This window comes from Frigoribacterium sp. CFBP 8751 (assembly GCF_014841545.1).
GTDB lineage: Bacteria > Actinomycetota > Actinomycetes > Actinomycetales > Microbacteriaceae > Frigoribacterium.
On sequence record NZ_JACYUB010000008.1, the window covers coordinates 112,225 to 128,446 of the forward strand.

At 69.8% G+C, this 16,222-nt stretch carries 15 protein-coding genes and 1 tRNA gene; 6 read left to right on the forward strand and 10 right to left on the reverse strand.

What is annotated here, in order from left to right; translation table 11 throughout:
- The first annotated feature begins 25 nt into the window (after window positions 1–25).
- Window positions 26–271, forward strand: a complete 246-nt coding sequence (locus IFT88_RS16085; RefSeq protein ID WP_446718839.1) for a tyrosine-type recombinase/integrase — start codon at window positions 26–28, stop codon at window positions 269–271.
- Between the two features lie 114 nt (window positions 272–385).
- On the opposite strand, the gene IFT88_RS16090 is transcribed toward IFT88_RS16085, so the two are convergent.
- Both IFT88_RS16090 and IFT88_RS16095 read right to left on the reverse strand, forming a co-directional pair.
- Complete coding sequence (locus tag IFT88_RS16090; RefSeq protein ID WP_192121805.1) at window positions 386–1,468, reverse strand: hypothetical protein; 1,083 nt, start codon at window positions 1,466–1,468, stop codon at window positions 386–388.
- A gap of 95 nt (window positions 1,469–1,563) precedes the next feature.
- Window positions 1,564–1,640 (reverse strand) — tRNA-Pro (locus tag IFT88_RS16095).
- Between the two features lie 153 nt (window positions 1,641–1,793).
- Here IFT88_RS16095 and IFT88_RS16100 point away from each other — a divergent pair.
- The 4 genes from IFT88_RS16100 to IFT88_RS16115 all read left to right on the forward strand — a co-directional run bounded on the left by IFT88_RS16100 (window position 1,794) and on the right by IFT88_RS16115 (window position 5,755).
- Window positions 1,794–2,723 (forward strand): HNH endonuclease, encoded by a 930-nt coding sequence (locus IFT88_RS16100; protein WP_192121807.1) that lies wholly within the window; start codon window positions 1,794–1,796, stop codon window positions 2,721–2,723.
- A gap of 70 nt (window positions 2,724–2,793) precedes the next feature.
- Entirely contained in the window at window positions 2,794–3,828 is a 1,035-nt protein-coding gene (locus IFT88_RS16105; protein WP_192121809.1) for an ABC transporter ATP-binding protein, read from the forward strand.
- Window positions 3,825–4,889, forward strand: coding sequence for an aliphatic sulfonate ABC transporter substrate-binding protein (locus IFT88_RS16110; protein WP_192121811.1), 1,065 nt, complete (start codon window positions 3,825–3,827; stop codon window positions 4,887–4,889). Before IFT88_RS16105 ends, IFT88_RS16110 begins: the two co-directional genes overlap by 4 nt.
- Complete coding sequence (locus tag IFT88_RS16115; RefSeq protein ID WP_342212185.1) at window positions 4,886–5,755, forward strand: ABC transporter permease; 870 nt, start codon at window positions 4,886–4,888, stop codon at window positions 5,753–5,755. Before IFT88_RS16110 ends, IFT88_RS16115 begins: the two co-directional genes overlap by 4 nt.
- A gap of 250 nt (window positions 5,756–6,005) precedes the next feature.
- On the opposite strand, the gene IFT88_RS16120 is transcribed toward IFT88_RS16115, so the two are convergent.
- Window positions 6,006–7,232, reverse strand: coding sequence for an MFS transporter (locus tag IFT88_RS16120; protein WP_192121813.1), 1,227 nt, complete (start codon window positions 7,230–7,232; stop codon window positions 6,006–6,008).
- Window positions 7,233–7,286: 54 nt separating this feature from the next.
- Between IFT88_RS16120 and IFT88_RS16125 the strand changes: the two genes are divergently transcribed.
- Window positions 7,287–7,739, forward strand: coding sequence for a winged helix-turn-helix transcriptional regulator (locus IFT88_RS16125; RefSeq protein ID WP_192121815.1), 453 nt, complete (start codon window positions 7,287–7,289; stop codon window positions 7,737–7,739).
- Window positions 7,740–7,914: 175 nt separating this feature from the next.
- On the opposite strand, the gene IFT88_RS16130 is transcribed toward IFT88_RS16125, so the two are convergent.
- From IFT88_RS16130 to IFT88_RS16160, 7 genes are all read right to left on the reverse strand, one after another.
- A complete protein-coding gene (locus IFT88_RS16130) occupies window positions 7,915–8,481 on the reverse strand; it encodes a hypothetical protein (RefSeq protein ID WP_342212186.1) in 567 nt (188 codons plus the stop codon).
- A 53-nt stretch (window positions 8,482–8,534) separates the two neighbouring features.
- On the reverse strand, window positions 8,535–9,083 hold the full coding sequence (locus tag IFT88_RS16135; RefSeq protein WP_192121817.1) for a hypothetical protein: 549 nt from the start codon (window positions 9,081–9,083) through the stop codon (window positions 8,535–8,537).
- Entirely contained in the window at window positions 9,076–10,869 is a 1,794-nt protein-coding gene (locus IFT88_RS16140; protein WP_192121819.1) for a hypothetical protein, read from the reverse strand. The genes IFT88_RS16135 and IFT88_RS16140 overlap by 8 nt, the downstream gene beginning before the upstream one ends.
- Complete coding sequence (locus IFT88_RS16145) at window positions 10,866–11,174, reverse strand: hypothetical protein (RefSeq protein WP_192121821.1); 309 nt, start codon at window positions 11,172–11,174, stop codon at window positions 10,866–10,868. Before IFT88_RS16145 ends, IFT88_RS16140 begins: the two co-directional genes overlap by 4 nt.
- Before the next feature lie 165 nt (window positions 11,175–11,339).
- Entirely contained in the window at window positions 11,340–12,788 is a 1,449-nt protein-coding gene (der, locus tag IFT88_RS16150) for a ribosome biogenesis GTPase Der (RefSeq protein WP_446718840.1), read from the reverse strand.
- 70 nt (window positions 12,789–12,858) lie between these two features.
- The gene (cmk, locus tag IFT88_RS16155; protein WP_137847853.1) at window positions 12,859–13,536 is read right to left on the reverse strand and encodes a (d)CMP kinase; all 678 of its coding nucleotides are present in this window, start codon (window positions 13,534–13,536) and stop codon (window positions 12,859–12,861) included.
- A 134-nt stretch (window positions 13,537–13,670) separates the two neighbouring features.
- Window positions 13,671–14,768, reverse strand: a complete 1,098-nt coding sequence (locus IFT88_RS16160) for a prephenate dehydrogenase (protein ID WP_192121862.1) — start codon at window positions 14,766–14,768, stop codon at window positions 13,671–13,673.
- Between the last annotated feature and the right edge of the window lie 1,454 nt (window positions 14,769–16,222).

Below are 16,222 nucleotides of genomic sequence, written 5' to 3' on the forward strand. Positions count from 1 at the left end.
CAGCCAGTCCCAGCTCGACGAGTTCATCGCCGCCTGCACCGTCAACCCTGCTGCACGAGCGATAGGCATGCCCGACCTGAAGCTGCACGAGCTGCGACACACGTTCGCCACGCTCGTGCTGGAGTCGGGTGCCTTCGACATGTTCCAGTTCAGCCGGCTCATGGGTCACGCTTCCGTCTCGATCACCGACAAGGTCTATGCACACCTGCGGAAGAAGGACTACTCGCCGCAGCGCGCCATGTTCTCTGCATTCGTGTCTGGGGTCGGCTAGCACTTGTACGGCCCGGGAAAGGACACGGACGTGCGCACTGGTCTAACTGCCTAACTCGCCAGGAGGCACGCAAGGTCGTACGCAAGTGGCAACCTCAGACGGGACAACGTGTCCTCAGCTGGTGAAGCCGCCTCTGGATATGACCGACGAATCGAGCATGCCCTCCGGGAAAAGGATGGTCTCTGGCTCTACCCGAGTTCCGACTCCGAATACTCGCCATCCGCCAGGCGATTCCAGGACCAGGGTCACATATGAGACGTCCCTTATCCAGATAGGGTCAGGCCCTTGGACGCTGAAACCCTGAAGGGACTGGTCTCCCACTAACTTGACATATGCGACGTGCTCTGCCCGGTAGTCGACATAGTTGGTGGGCGCGAGCGAGTGCAATTGCCTACCTATTTGTGCCCAGTCGGCCCCCACCCATCCCGGGGCGAAACTCGACACCACGGTGGATGCGACGGCACCAGGGTCCTGCACGGGCTCGCCATCGTCTAGGTCGGGGCGTTCTTGCCCATCTGCGCCTGCTGCTTGCCAAACGGCGTTGAGGAAGGCGATGGCCACGATGAGAGGGTTAGTCGGATCGTTGCGGCCCACCTGAAGCGCATTAGCTGCGGGCATGGGCTTCCACTGCGTCTTCTGGCGGGAAGTATCGCGAAGCTTGCCGTCCGCTGTCCGCAGCCACTTGGTGCCGTTGGGCGCAGTGAAGGACAACTCCGCTCGTGGATCATCAAGGTCTGACTGAGCAGCCATGGCACTAGAGACATCAAATTCCCTCACGGAACGCGCGGGTAAGACGGCTATTGGACTGGGAGCGCTCAAGTTTCCAATCGAAATACGCTTTGAACCGAGAACGACGTTGACCAAGGCCTCGAACACGGGTTCGTCGCTCTCGTTGCCCACGTACAGGGTGGTCACGCGCCTGTATGTTCGCCGATCCTCGTTCACTTGGAACACGACCGTGACCCACGCAGACACGAGCCGAGCAACGCCTCCGCGTTCCTGCCGCAAGGAACGGGCAGCTAGCCAAACAGCAACGGCGGTGGCGCTAACGGTGCCGACACCGCTCAGAGCCTCCCACGGATTAGCTTCCACGCTGACAATGCGATAGTCGTTCGGCGCGAACAGCCACCAAGCGGACACGACGATGAGCCCGATAGACACCACGACTAACCACAGCGCAAGCCCCCTTGTCTTCATGCACCGAGTATGGCTTGATGAGGGGTTTTGGTGGGGTTATCTGCGGTGGGCATAAGTAAAGCCCTGCCAGAACCGGATTCTGAACAGGGCTTTTCTGGTCGGGCTGACAGGATTTGAACCTGCGACCCCTTGACCCCCAGTCAAGTGCGCTACCAAGCTGCGCCACAGCCCGAGAAAACGGTTGCTGAGCAACTGCCTTCTTGGTGTTGCCCCGACCGAGGCAACCCAATAAGCATAGCCGATCCAGCGGCCTCCAAAGTCCACCCGCAGCCGGCCCCTCGCACTGGGTACGTGACGATCGCCCAGGATTCCGCATACATGAGCCATGATCTCTTTCGTGGGGATATCGGACTGGACGCGTGGCGAGTACGAGCGACGCCTCACGCTCTGGAGCGAGCTCGCCCAAGCCGGCAACGCCGACGGCCTCACCCCGGCCGCCATCCGCGTCCTCGGCCTCTACAAAGGCCAAGCCGGCATCTTCTTCGACGGCACCGGCGACTGGACCAAAGGCTCCCCCGGCCGCGTCGCTCTCACCCTGCAGCACACCGGCACGTCCTACGCCGACGACCTGACTGACGAGCACCTCGACTACCACTACCCCTCCACACAACGTCATGCCTCGTTCGACCGCAACGAGATCGAGTCGGTCAAGCGCGCCCAGAGCCTTGGCCTCCCGCTGTTTGTCGTGACCCCCAATGCCCTGCGCTCGACCCTCAAGGACGTCCGACTCGGCTACGTCGACACCTTCGACGACGATGCCGCCGTCTTCTACCTCTCCTTCGTCGAGTCCGTCCTCCCCCTCCCATCCGACGACGAGCTGCCCGCCTCAGAAGAAGAGGTCGACCTGTTCGGCGGCCTCCCCGAGCAAACCCTCCGACTCGTGCAGCAGCGCACCCAGCAGCGCCGCTTCAAGATCGACGTCCTGAACCGCTACGGCCCGACCTGCGCCCTGTGCGACATCGCCGTCCCCCGACTCATCCAGGGTGCGCACCTCATCCCCAAAAGCATCGGCGGCGCCGACGAAGCTCTCAACGGCCTGCCGCTGTGCCTCAACCACCACGTCGCCTTCGACGCGTTCCTCCTGCGCCTCGAGCCGGACGGCAGCCGCATCACTTACGCGCCCGGCATCTCGAAGGCCGACCTGCAGGTCACCCGCGACGACCTCCTCCACCTGCCGGCGGCACCGTCCGCCTCAGCCCTCCGGAAGTTCTACCGAACGGATGCCGCGCTGGCGGCCTTCTCCAGCTGGTCCTAGACCGAACGGAGTGTTTCGCCCCGTTACACCCCACGGGACGGCAGGCACCCCGCCCACCTACCGTCGTGACATGCCCACCTCGACGACCCGCGCCTCCTCGGCCCTGCCGATCCGTCTGCGCGGCGTCGGGAGGCACTTCGGCGAGCGCCCCGTCCTCCACGCCCTCGACCTCGACGTCGAGGCCGGCGAGATCATCGCCATCGTCGGCCCGTCCGGCTGCGGCAAGTCGACCCTGCTGCGCCAGGTGGGCGGCCTCGACCAGCCCGACTCCGGCACCGTCGACATCGACGCCTCCCCCACCCAACCCACCGACCAACGCTGCGCCATCGCGTTCCAGGAGCCGCGCCTCCTGCCCTGGCGCACCCTCCGCCAGAACGTCGAACTCGGCCTGCCGAAGGCCCGCAAGCGCAGCGAGCGCGCCGAGGCCGGTAAGGGCACCACGGGCAGCAAACCGGACAAGGCCGCCGGCCGGGCCCGCATCACCGAGCTGCTCGACCTCGTCGGACTCGGCAGCTCGGCCGGCCTCCGCCCCCGCCAGGTGTCCGGAGGCATGGCCCAACGCACCGCCCTCGCCCGCGCCCTCGCCCGGGCCCCCAAGGTGCTGCTGCTCGACGAACCGTTCGGAGCCCTCGACGCCCTCACCCGCCTCCGCATGCACGACCTGCTGCTCGACATCCACCGCGCCGAACCCACCACCGTCCTGCTCGTCACCCACGACGTCGACGAAGCGCTCTACCTCGCCGACCGCATCGTCGTCCTCTCCGACCTCTCGCAGCAGCCGCCCGCCGGAGCCACGGTCGCGGCCGACCCCACCGCAGGAGGCGCGGCGCACGCCGACACCGCAGGAGGCGCTCCCAGCATCCAGCGCATCGTCACCGTGCCCGGCGACCGACCCCGCGACCGCGACGACCCCGCCCTGGCCGAGCTGCGCCTCCAGCTGCTCGCGGACCTCGGCGTCCACCGCGTCCACGCCGGCAACTCGACCACCAGCACGCTGACCGCGACGGCCACCGCCGGACACGCCCGTACCGAGACCGCACCCGCACCCGCACCGACCACCGCAGACCACCGCACCGCCCCCGACAGCACGGAGACGAACCGATGACCTTCCGCACCTCCCCCACCACCCGCACTCGCGCCTCCTGGGCCGGCGGTCTCGCCCTCGCCGCGGCGAGCGCCCTCCTCCTCACCGGCTGCGTCGCGGGCGAGGACGCCAGCACCGGTGCGGCCGACGCGGCAGGCGGCGCCGGGTCGAGCGACGGCGAGTGGTCGACCGACACCCTCGACATCGACTTCGCGACCTACAACCCGCTCAGCCTCGTCGTGAAGGACCAGGGCTACCTCGAGGACGCCCTCGGCGACGGAGTCACCGTCAACTGGACCCAGTCGGCCGGCTCGAACAAGGCCAACGAGCTGCTGCGCGCCGGAGCCGTCGACGTCGGCTCGACCGCAGGCTCGGCCGCGCTGCTCGCCCGCTCGAACGGCTCCCCCATCAAGACGATCGACGTGTACTCGCAGCCCGAGTGGTCGGCGCTCGTCGTCCCGGGCGACTCGACCATCACCGACGTCGAGGGCCTCCGCGGCAAGACGATCGCCGCGACCACCGGCACCGACCCGTACTTCTTCCTGCTGCAGGCGCTCGACCAGGCCGGCCTCAGCGCCTCCGACGTGACGATCCAGAACCTGCAGCACGCCGACGGACGCGCCGCCCTCGAGAACGGCAGCGTCGACGCCTGGTCCGGCCTCGACCCGATCATGGCCGCCAGCGAGGCCGAGTCGGGCACCAAGCTGCTCTACCGCAACGTGGACTTCCTCAGCTACGGGTTCCTCAACGCCACCGAGTCGTTCCTCGAGGCGTCGCCCGACGTCGCGCAGGTCGTCGTCGACTCGTACGAGAAGGCCCGCGCCTGGGCGCTCGAGAACCCGGACGAGACCGCCGCCATCCTGGCCAAGGCCGCCGCGATCGACCCCGCCGTCGCCACCACGGTGATCGACCGCACCCACCTCGACATCGACCCCGCCCCCGGAGCCGACCAGCGCGCCGTCCTCGACACCGTCGGCCCGATCCTGGTCGAGTCCGGCGACGTCCCCTCGCAGGACGACGTCGACGCCGCCCTCGACTCGCTCTTCGACGACTCGTACGCGACGGCCGCGTCCACCTCGTGAGCAGCACCCTGACCGCCACCCCTCGAGCCGAGGAGGCGCGGGTCGTCGACGACGGACGCCGCGCCTCCTCGTCCGGGTCGCCCGCGCCGCGACGCCCGGGCACCCCGGGCGCGCCTGCTCCCCGCCGTTTGGCCCTGCTCGGGGTGCTCGTACCGGCCGCCGTGCTCGCCGCCTGGGTGCTCGCCACCACCGTCGGCGGAGTCCCCTCGTACCGCCTGCCGTCCCCTGCGGACGTGGCGCGGGCAGGAGTCGACCTCGCCGCCACGGGTCAGCTCGGCCTCTACGTCGCCATCTCGGTGCAGCGGGTGCTGATCGGGTTCGTGGTCGGGTCCGCGATCGGGCTGGTCGTCGGCGCCGTCGTCGGGCTGTCGCGGGTGGGCGAGGCGTTGCTCGCCCCGTCGATCGCGGCCGTGCGCGCGGTGCCGTCGCTGGCCTGGGTGCCGTTGCTGATCCTGTACCTCGGCATCGGCGAGGACTCGAAGGTGACCCTGATCGCGATCGGTGCGGCCTTCCCGGTGTTCACCACGGTCGCGGGGTCGCTGCGGCACGTCGACCCGCAGCTCGTCGAGGCAGGGCGCGCCTACGGCCTGCGGCGGGTGTCGCTCTTCACCCGGGTGCAGCTGCCGGCCGTGCTGCCGTCGCTCGTGTCGGGGCTGCGGCTGGCGCTCGCGCAGGCGTGGCTGTTCCTGGTCGCGGCCGAGCTGATCGCATCGTCGATGGGCCTCGGCTTCCTGCTGACCGAGTCGCAGTCGAACGGACGCGTCGACCGGATCTTCCTCGCCATCGTGCTGCTGGCGCTGCTCGGGACGCTGAGCGACACCGTGCTGAACGTCGTGCAGCGCGTGGCGCTGCGGCGCTGGCGGTAGTCGGCGGGCGGCCGCGCCGCCCGCCGGCCGCGTACAACGCCAGGAAGTGGTCACAGCGCCAGGACTAAACCTGGCGCGGTGACCACTTCCTGGTGCCGTGGTCTGCCCCACCCCGCCACGAAGTACACACGCCGCCACGAGATCGCGTGGCGGAGTCTTTACCTCGTTGCGGGATGCAAGCCGCCCCCCTGTCGTCCGCACCCCGCGCACCCTGCCCGACCCACGCCTCCTGCGTTCCGCCCTGCCACCCCTACGCCGCGACCCGCCGCCGCCGCTCCCGCCCGCGCATCACGACGACGACCGCCACCATCGCCGCGAGCGCCAGCCCTACGATCGCCGGGGCCCCGACGTCGACGGCGCTCTCGAGCCCTCCGCGGGTCGCCTGCGCGCCCAGCCACAGCGCGGTCGCCCCCTGCACCAGGTAGGCGACGAGGTACACCGCCGACAGCGTCCCGGCGCGGTGATGCTCCGGAGCGAACTGCGACACGATCCCCAGCCCCGACGCGAAGAACAGGCTGTAGCCGACCCCCGACAGTACGCAGAACGCCAGGAACAGCCCCAACGACTGCTGTGCCGCGGCCAGCACCAGTGCCGTGAAGCTGAGCGCCGTCGCCACCGCCGCCACGACGACGGCGATCACCACCGGCACCCGTCGCGACGCCAGCGCCACGACCGCGATGACCACCATCGACAGGGCGATCACCGCGCCGGTCACGAACGCGTTGTCGCTGCCGATCAGCGTCACGCCGATCTCGGCACCGAGCGAGAGCACCACGGCCCCGAGAGCGTAGGAGGCGCTGACACAGACGGCCGCGGCGCCCACCGCCCCGAGGAGCGCGCGCGGCACGCTCGGCCATCGTGGCCTCCAGCGCCCGGCCAGCGCGTCCCGGTCCCGCGGCAGCCGCCAGACGAGGACGAGCACGCCCACCTCGACGACGAGCAGCACCCAGTACGTGAGGTGCAGCGGTTCGGGCGCGTACTGGACGAGCGCTCCGCCGAGCAGCGTCGCGAAGACGAGGCCGACGGCGGTGGAGGCGGTGCTGATGGCTCCGGTGCGCGCCGAGTTGACGGGACCGGCGATGTCGATCATCGCGGCGGTCGCGGGGCTGAGCGACAGGCCGACGCCGAGGCCCATGAACGCGCGGCCGACCAGCACCCAGCCGACGTCCGGTGCCAGCGCGAACAGCAGCACGCCGACGATCGACGCACTCACGCCGAGCAGGATGCTCGCCCGCCGACCGATCGTGTCGCTGAGGCTGCCGAAGACGAGCAGCACGACGACGAGGACGAGCGGGTAGACAGCGAAGATCGCGGTCGTGACGAACGGCGTCAGCTGCCAGTCGGTCGCGTAGAGCGGGTAGACCGGCGTCGCGGCGCCGCTCGTCCACAGGGCGAGGGCGAGGACGGAGGCGCAGGTCCAGAACGCGAGCCGGTCCGGCCCGTCGGGACGGACGGAGGCAGCGAGGTCACGGGGCATGTCGGCGACGCTAGCACCCTGGATACGAAAAGCCTATCGAGGTAGGGTGTCGGCATGGCTTCTCGTGGACCCCTCGACCCGCGTTGCGGCATCGCGCGCAGCCTCGACCTGCTCGGCGAGCGCTGGGCCCTGCTCGTCGTGCGGGAGGCGCTGCTCGGGCATACCCGGTTCTCGCAGTTCCGGGCGCGGCTCGGCCTGTCGCCCGACGTGCTGACGGCCCGGCTCGAGTCGCTCGTCGCCGCCGGCGTGCTCGAGCGCTCGACCTACCGAGAAGACGGAGCCCGAGAGCGCGTCGAGTACCTCCTCACCGACGCGGGCCGCGACCTCGCCCCCGTGCTGGCCGCCCTCGCCGTCTGGGGCGACGAGCACGATCCGCACCCCGACGGCGCCGCACGCCGGTTCAGCGTCGTCGGGTCGGGAGAACCCGTGCGGGTCGCGTTCGTCACGGGCGACGGGCACGTGGTCGAGCCCGCCGACGTCGAGATGGTTCCGCGCGCGAGCGACTGACCCGCGCCTCCTCGGGTCGCGGCCACCCCGCCTGTCAGCGAGGCAGCCCGCCAGCCCGCCAGCCCGCCAGCCCGCCAGCCCGCCAGCCCGCCAGCCCGCGACGAAGTAAACACCCCGCCACGGAATCGGATGGCGGTTTGTTTACTTCGTGGCGTGGTGCGGGGCGAGCGGGCCCTCAGTTCGCGCCGTCGACCACGTCGGGCTTCGCCGGCCGCGGGAAGGCCGCGCGCATGTGGTCGCTGGTGAGCAGGTCGCCGATGCCGATCATCAGCAGCGAGAAGACGATCTGCTCGACGACCATCCATCCGGGGTAGAGCCCGGGGATGGTGGCGATGATGAGCGTCACGATCGGGAAGATGCGACTGAACAGGCGGAGGCGTGAGTAGGCCCAGTAGTAGCCGAGCTGTGCCCGCCAGGCGAAGACGTAGAGCGAGGCGGTGATGAAGAGGACGACGGTGGAGCGGAACCACACGGCCCACGGCACGTGTTCTCCGCGGCTGGTGAGGACGGCGGCGATGAAGATGGCGGTGAGCCCGACGACGGTCTCGCCGAACAGCAGCCACCGGATGCCGACGAAGCTGCGGACGGTTCGAGGGTGCTGCCGCATGTCCTCATGGATGACGTAGCCCGAGTGCCGCCCGCCGGCGAGCCGGTCGAGCTGCAGCCGCTGCCACACCCGGTCGGCCGCGGCCGACAACCCCACCCCCGAGGAGGCGCGGTGCCACAGCCCAGCGCCCGTCACCGTCGCACCCCGTCCGCTCGTCTCACGAACACCAATGGTGCCCTATCCCACCCTCAGAACCGACCACCCTCTGCCTGCCCGGGCTGCAGCGTGAAGCACCACGAGCTCGAGGACACCTGGACCTTCGAGCGCCCCGTGTAGACCGTGATGGAATATCTGGTTCCATCCTTGGTCCAAACGATGAGCCATTCATCCCTGCCGTCAGGCGTGACGAGCCGTTCTGTACGAAAGTCCGCAGAATCAGCAAGTCTGTGTTCCACCAAAGAGAAGTACGCCTCTTGTTCTGGGGCTTCGGCGTACTCGATCGTCGTCGACCCCGTCCACTGGTGTCGCCCCTCGGAACATGACATCAGGACCCCGTCAGCCGGTTCCAGGATGCCCACGATGCTCTCCGCATCCCCCATGGATGCAAGTTCTCGTTGAGTCACCATGACGTCGCGTTTCAGGGCCGAGAGATCCACTCGATCGGTCTTTTCGTCTATGTACTTCATCTGCTCAAGCCCCTCCGGGGTCTCTTGGGCGCAACCCGCGACCAAGCTAGCCAATACCGCAATGACGACTGCGCACCGCACCGCGACGAATCTCGCCTTGTTTCTAGCCATCAGGGAACAGTTCCTGCCTCAAGGCATCGCGCACCTGTGCATTGTCGTCACTCGACTGAGCGACGAGCGCATGGTTGTCATCGAGCTTCCAGACCGGGGTGTAGCTTGCCCCGGTCTGCTCGAGTTCCACGTCATGCGGACTCTGGAAGTAGCCGCGCGACTCGAAGTCGTCGGAGCGGTTCGGGTTCCGCCCGCCCCAGACACCACCGGTCGACTGCGCCTCCATCAGGAAATCCCAATAGCTGTAGTCGGTGTAGGTCGTGCCCGCTCGCGGCTGCCACTCCGGCGGCATCCCCGCGCCTGCGAGGGAGATCACCTTGTTGTAAGTGGCCCCATGGACCTCGGCGGACGTGATGTTCGCCAACCCCCAACTGTGCCCGATGGCCACGTCGCGGTATCCGGGTTCCGTTCTGATCGGATCAACGGCCAGCCCCCGCTGGAAGTCGTACAGAGCCTTGCTCGTCCCGCGCGCGAATTCCGGGTCGTTGGCTTGCGCGAAAGCCCCGACGAATTCGGCCGGGTTCTTGCTGCCTTCGGCGCCACCCGGGAAGACTCCGTCCTTGAAGACGAACGCCACGGACGTTCCATCCGGATCGTTCGCCTCCAGCCACTTCGCCATCTGCTGCAGACTTCCGTTCTTCCCGTAGAACGAGTCCATGTTCGTCAGCGTTCCCGGCACGTAGGTCAGTACCGTCCTGGTCTTGTCGTTCCACTCCCCGATCATCTCGATGATTCGACTCTTCGACGGGTCGAAGAGATAAAGCTGCACGTGAGGCGGTTCCGCCACAGCGTCCGCGAGGTACGCGCGCTCGCGCGCCAGTGCGGCCAGCAGCTCGTCGTCGCCTTGCAGCCCACGCCGCTTGATCGGCCCCACCATCTCGTCGATCTCGGCAATCCGCCGCTTCGCGTTGAACACGTTCGCCGCGACCCTCACCGACGGCGGCAGACCGTCGAGCGCCCCGATGATCGCCGGAGCCCCTCGCACCAGCGCCACCTGCAGCGCGGTCAAGTCGTCGGCGTTCCGAACACCCTGCTGCCCGAGCTCGTCCCACCAGGCCCGCACCCGCTCGGGATCGGCCAGGAACGCCTTGTCGACGAGTTCGGGGTGCTGCTCGAGCAGCATCATCAGCTCGGTGGCCGAGAGCCCTGCCAGCAACGCCAGCAATTCTTCGGACGACCCTGCGGCCAGGGCCTCCCCGGTGACCTGAGGCAACGCCCCCATCGCCTCGGAGCTCTGCAGCGCGCCGATGCACCGACGATCAGCCGCAGCCCGCTCTTCGACCAGGTCGGTCCACAAGCCCGCCACGACCTCGAGCTCTCGTTGCTCGTCGTCGATGCGACGCTGCAAGGTCGACCGTTCACCCGAGCGGTACTCGGACTCCACGACGATGCCGATCAGGTCGTCCCGCGCCGCGTCCTGCGCCTCGCGCATGATCGTCTTCAGAGCGACCCCCGTCGAGAGGATGTTCTGCTCGGCCATCGCACGCCGCGCCTCCAGGGTCTGCTGAGACCCCTGGATCAACGACACGTCGAGCGCGTACGCCTCGAGCGCCGCAGCGTGGTGTTCGAGGCCCCGGGCGACAGCAGTCACCTCGGTGGACACGTCGGTCATCGACGCGACGAACTGCTCGCCCGACTGCCCCCGCCAGCACTCGGCACCCCAGCTCGCCGCCTCGGCCAACCGGTAGGCAGCCACCTCGAGATCGTCGACCTCGGTTCGTCTCGTCTTCGCGAGCTGCCTGATGCCCTCCACCGAGCCCACGCCCGGGTCGTCGTCGGTGCTCACTTGGACCCCACCCCCGCCGGGTCGTCCGCCGGCAGTCCGGCAGTGAGCCGCGACTCCACCTGCTCGAACTCGCGCACGAACGTCGTCGTGAAGTCGCCCACCGCCTGGATCGCCTCGACGGCCAACCCCGCCCGTCTCACCAGCTGCCCCGTCGCCTCGTCGAGGACCCCCGCCACGCTCGGCGAACCGACGTCGGACGCCGTCCCGAGTGTCAGCGTCGCCGACACCTCGGCGTCGACGGCCGCCGACGACACCCGCCACGCAACCGACGTCAACGTCTTCTCGTCCACCACCAGGTCTGCCATGCACCCTCGCCCTCCGTCATGCGACATTCACATATCGCTGTCGATGGGAGCCACCCTAGCAATGCAGAACGCCCGGTGTGGAAACGATCCACAACCGGGCGCTCAGTCCACAGGCGAGCCTGCGGGCGGTGCCGATCCGTCGACGGGACAGGCACGGGAGAAGGGCTACGGGCGCTTGCGCTTCTCGCGCACGCGCATGTTCACCGTGATGGGCGTGCCCTCGAAGCCGAAGATCTCGCGCAGGCGCCGCGTGATGAAGCGGCGGTACTGCGGGTCGAGGAACCCGGTCGTGAAGAGCACGAAGGTCGGCGGGCGGTTCGCGGCCTGGGTGCCGAACAGGATGCGCGGCTGCTTGCCCGACCGCAGCGGGTGCGGGTGCTCGGCGACGAGCTCGGCGAGCAGGGCGTTGAACTTGCCGGTCGGGATGCGGGTGTCCCACGACTCGAGGGCGAGCTCGAGGGCGGGGACGAGCTTCTCGAGGTGACGACCCGTGCGGGCCGAGATGTTCACGCGAGGGGCCCACGACACGTGGTCGAGGTCCTGCTCGATCTCGCGCTCGAGGTAGCGGCGACGGTCGTCGTCCAAGAGGTCCCACTTGTTGAACGCGAGGACGAGCGCACGGCCCGACTCGAGCACCAGGTCGATGATGCGCAGGTCCTGCGTCGAGATCTGCTCGGTGACGTCGATCACGACGACGGCGACCTCGGCCTTCTCGAGCGCTGCCGAGGTACGCAGCGACGCGTAGAAGTCCGCGCCCTGCTGCAGGTGGACACGCTTGCGGATGCCGGCGGTGTCGACGAAGGTCCACACGCGACCGGCGATCTCGACCTGCTCGTCGACAGGGTCGCGAGTCGTGCCGGCGAGCTCGTTGACGACGACGCGCTCTTCGCCCGCGGCCTTGTTGAGCAGCGAGCTCTTGCCGACGTTCGGTCGACCGAGAATCGCGACGCGACGCGGGCCGCCGATCTCTTGCTTGGCCACGGTCGAGACCGCGGGCAGCTTGGTCATGCAGAGGTCGAGCAGGTCGGCGACGTTGCGGCCGTGCAGAGCCGACGCGGGGAACGGCTCGCCGAGCCCCAGCGACCACAGCGATGCGGCCTCGAGGTCTTTGCGGGCGTCGTCGCTCTTGTTGGCGACGAGGATGACGGGCTTGTGCGAGGCCCGCAGCATGCGTACGACGGCCTCGTCGGTGGCGGTCGCCCCGACGTTGACGTCGACGACGAACAGCACGGCGTCGGCCAGGTCGACCGCGATCTCGGCCTGCATCGCGACCGAGCGGTCGATGCCGACCGCGTCGGGTTCCCACCCGCCGGTGTCGACGAGGGTGAAGCGGCGTCCGCCCCACTCGGCCTTGTACGAGACGCGGTCGCGCGTGACGCCGGGCTTGTCCTCGACGACGGCCTCGCGCCTCCCGAGGATGCGGTTGACCATGGCGCTCTTGCCGACGTTCGGTCGGCCGACGATCGCCAGCACCGGCAGGGCCGGGGCGTAGGTGAGTGCGTCGGGGTCCCAGTCGGCCCCCTCGAGGACGTCGATGTCGCCCTCGTCGAGGTCGTAGTCGGTCAGGCCGGCGCGAAGGGCTCGGGCGCGCTGGTCGGCGTCCTCGTCGGGCATCGTCTGGATGCGGTCGACCATCTGCTCGTCGAGCTCGGGGTACTTGTCGTCGTCTGCCATGGGGACTTCCTTAAGAAATGGGGGTGCTCGCTCGCACGAGCTCGACCACGGCCTGCACGGTCTGGTCGAAGTCGAGTTGGGTGGAGTCGACGGTGGAGACGCCGGGTGCGGCGGTCATGAAGTCGACGACCTTGCTGTCGAGCCGGTCGCGGGTCGAGAGCTGCCGAGCTGTCTCTTCGGCACTCTGCCCGGTCACCTCGGCCGAACGCCTGGCCATTCTAGCGGCTTCGCTCGCGGTCAACAGGATTCTGACCTGGGCATCCGGTGCGACGACGGTCGTGATGTCGCGGCCCTCGGTGACGATGCCCGGCTTGTCGGTCGACGCGATGATGCGGCGGAAGAGGTCGACCATGAACCGGCGGACCTCGGGCAGCTTGGCCACGTGGCTGACGGCGGTCGTCACGCGCGGGGTGCGGATCTCGTCCGTCACGTCGCGACCGCCGATCGTCACCGAGGAGGCGCGGGCCGGGTCGATCCCGATCGCGTAGTGGAACGTCGGCAGCGCCGCGATGATCGCGTCCGCGTCGTCGAGGTCGACGCCGCCGTCGAGGGCGTGCAGGGCGAAGGCCCGGTAGGCCGCCCCCGTGTCCTGGTAGTCGAAGCCGAGGGAAGCGGCGGAGGCGCGGCTGACGCTGGACTTGCCGCTTCCGGCAGGTCCGTCGACGGCCACCACGACGTGGCGGTGCACGGCCTCGGCGGTCTCGGCGCGCAGCTCTTCGACGTGGGCCTCGCCGGCGGGACCGCCGACGCCGTGCTCACCCGGCGAGCGCTCGGGGTCGACGTCGGACGAACCGACGGGGCTCGTGCCGCCCAGGTCGGCGCTCACGCGAACGCCCCCACGACGGTCCAACCCCGGGTCTCGAGTTCGGTGACGAGTCGGTCTTCTTGTTCGGGCACGATCGATACCTCCGCGAGTCCTACCTGCGCGCCCGGCGAGTGCTCGAGCCGCAGGTCTTCCAGGTTGACGCCGATCTCACCGATCTCGGTGAGCAGGCGGGCCAGTTGCCCGGGGGTGTCGTCGACCATGACGATCACCGAGCTGAACTGGGTCTGTTGCCCGTGCTTGCCGGGCAGACGGGCGACGCCGACGTTGCCGGCGCCGATGCTCTCGGCGACGGCGCGGCGACTGCCCGGCGCGTCGGGTGCTTCGAGCGCGTGCACGACGCGGTCGAGGTCGGCGCGCAGGTCGCGCAGCACGAGGGCGACGCGGGAGGCGTTCGCCCCCAGGATCTGCGTCCAGAGCGCCGGGTCGCTGCTGGCGACCCGCGTGACGTCCCGGACGCCCTGACCGGCGAGGCCGAGCGAGGCGTCGGGTGCGTCGCGCAGACGGGTCGCCATGAGGGAGGCGACGACCTGCGGGGCGTGGCTGACGAGGGCGACGCCGGCGTCGTGTTCTTCCGGCGACATCTCGATCGGGGTCGCTCCGAGGTCGAGGGCCAGGTCTTCGACGGCGGCCGCCCGTCGGTACGTGATGTCGTCGTGCCCCGCGATGACCCACGGGCGGCCGACGAAGAGGTCGGCGCGAGCCGAGACGGCTCCCCCGCGTTCGCGGCCAGCCATGGGATGCGAACCGATGTACCTCGACACGTCGGCGCCGCGCGCACGCAACTCGGCGAGCGGGGCGACCTTGACCGATGCGACGTCGGTCACGAGCGCCTCGGGCCAGGCGTCGAGTTCGCGGGCGACGATGTCGCTCGTGACGTCGGGCGGCACGGCGACGACGACGAGCACGGGGTCGTCGCCCTCGGCGGGTGCCCGCCCGGCGCCGTAGTCGACGGCGAGGCTGCGCGCGGCCGGCGACACGTCGTCGAGGATCACGTCGACCCCGTGCTGACGCAGTCGCAGACCGATGCTGGCACCGAGCAGACCCGAGCCGACGATGCGCACCTGACCGGCCAGCCGCCGGCTGCCGGACGTCAGCGCGTCAGCAGTCAGGGCGTCGACCGTCGGCACGCCGCCGATCGCCGCGTCGAGCGTGGTGGCGTCGTCAGCCGAGGAGGCGCGGTGCGCGTCGGTCACGACCGCCCGCCCCCTCGAGGACCACGTCCCCCGGCGTCGGGTCGGCCACGGTACGGGCGGTCGCCGCCGCGGTCGTCACGGCCGCCACGGTCGTCACGGCCACCGCGGTCGTCACGCGGGCCACGGGCGGGACCGCCTCGCGAACCGCCGCGGTCGTCGCGTTGCTCACGGCCCTGGTAGCCGCCGCTGCGCGATCCGTCGCGCCCGGCGCGATCGTCGCGACCCTGGTAGCCGGCGCCACGCGAGCCACCTCGGTCGTCGCGACCCTGGTAACCACCGCGGGAGTCTCCACGATCCGCACGGTCGTCACGGCCCTGGTAGCCCCCGCCCCTCGCCGCACCACGGTCGTCACGGCCCTGGTACCCACCGCGCGAACCACCGCGGTCGTCACGACCGGCCCGGTCGTCACGGCCCTGGTACCCGCCCCGCGAACCACCACGGTCGTCGCGCGAGTCGCGCCCACCCGTGTAGCCACCGGCACCGGCACGACGGTCGTCACGCCCGCCACGGTCGTCTTCGCCGCGCTCCGCTGCGCCGCGGTCGACCCAGCCTCGGTTGGTCGCCTTGCCGCCGGCACGGATGCCCGAGGGGCGTCCGGTGCGCGGATCGCGGTTGGCGTCGCGGTTCGGGTAACCCGCCGCGCGCTCTTCACCGGGGCTCAGCGGACGGTCTCCGCCACCTCGCGGCGAACGGTCGTCGCGCGAGACGAACCCGCCCCGCGAGCCGCGATCGTCGCGTGACACGAACCCACCGCGATCGTCACGACCTCGGCCGTCGTCGTTCCGGCCCTGGTATCCCGGGCGTGCTCCACCGCGGTCGTCACGACCCTGGTAGCCGCCACGGGCCGGACGGTCATCGCGTCCGCGGCCGTCGTCGTTCCGGCCCTGGTAGCCACCACGAGACTCACCGCGACCGTCGTCGTTGCGGCCCTGGTAGCCACCACGAGATCCACCGCGGTCGTCACGTCCCTGGTACCCGCCGCGGGCGGGACGCTCGTCACTGCCGTGGTAACCGGTTCGAGCCGGTCGCCCCTCGCGTCCACGACCGTCGTCGTTGGTGCCCTGGTAGCCGCGCACGGGACGCTCGTCGCCCGAGCGACCGTCGTGCCGGTTGCCCTGGTAACCACCCCGGGTGGGACTCTCGTCGCGTTGCCCGCGGCGCGCCTCCTGCTCTCGGCGGACCTGTGCCCGGCGCGAGGTCGACTCGGCCTGGTCACGGGCCGCGGCACGGCGACGCTCGGCACGGGCGTCGGTGGCGGGGTCGTACTCTTCGTCGTCCTCGTCGTAGTAGTCCTTCTCGACCTCGTCGTCGGCGAGGGCCAGCTCGACCACGTCGGCCTCGTCGACGGGGGCGTC